The organism is Sphingobium sp. (assembly GCF_041987595.1).
Lineage (GTDB): Bacteria > Pseudomonadota > Alphaproteobacteria > Sphingomonadales > Sphingomonadaceae > Sphingobium.
Genome location: NZ_JBHIWJ010000205.1, coordinates 1 through 768 on the forward strand (window position 1 = coordinate 1; position 768 = coordinate 768).

Annotated in this window: 1 protein-coding gene; it reads left to right on the top strand. The window is 54.4% G+C overall.

Annotated elements, in window-relative coordinates:
* Positions 1–43: 43 nt before the first annotated feature.
* On the top strand, positions 44–768 hold a 725-nt coding region (locus ACFC3J_RS22755), incomplete at its 3' end, for an AAA family ATPase (RefSeq protein WP_375198182.1).

Genomic DNA, 768 nt, shown 5'->3' on the forward strand with positions numbered 1-768 from the left:
ACAAACTGGGTCGCAGAGCTGCGATTCATCGAAAGGCAGACGCATGTCCTACACCGTGAACACACTGCGAAATATGACCAGATCCTGCGAAATGATGCGCGATCGGGTCAAAGCTGTGGTGTTCAAACCTGATGAACGCAAGGTCCTCAATATCACCTTTGGGCCTACGGCGGCAGCGGAATTGGTCGGAAGAACGCCTGAAGCGCTTGCCAAGGCAGAGAAGGAGGGACGTCTCGCGCCTCCGAAGCAGCTTAACAATGGCCGCCGCTATTACACGCTCGAAGACCTTACTCATATTCGCAAGGCGCTGAACATTCATCCGGGCAAGCTAGCCCATGAGAATGCGGTCGTAGTAGCCGTGCAGAATTTCAAGGGCGGCGTCGGCAAGAGTACGATTACCAAGCATTTCGCCGATTTTCTCGCACTGAACGGATATAGCGTTCTCGTGATCGACTGCGATCCGCAGGCGTCAACGACAACTATGTTCGACATCCAGCCCGAAGCACTTATCGATGAAGAGGAGACTTTAGGAAACTTCCTGTCGCCTCGCAGTACATTCGATGATTTCAGGAAGGCAATCCGAGAAACCGCTTGGCCTACAATCAAAATAGTGCCGTCAAGCCTTGGCCTGCAGGATGCAGAGTGGGACCTCACGGCAACGTTGACGGAGGGCGGACAAGCAGTGCGCGAGGGACTTCAGCGTCTCCGAATTGGCATCGACAGTATCATCAAGGACTTCGACGTCGTCTTGCTCGATCCTCCGCCGGC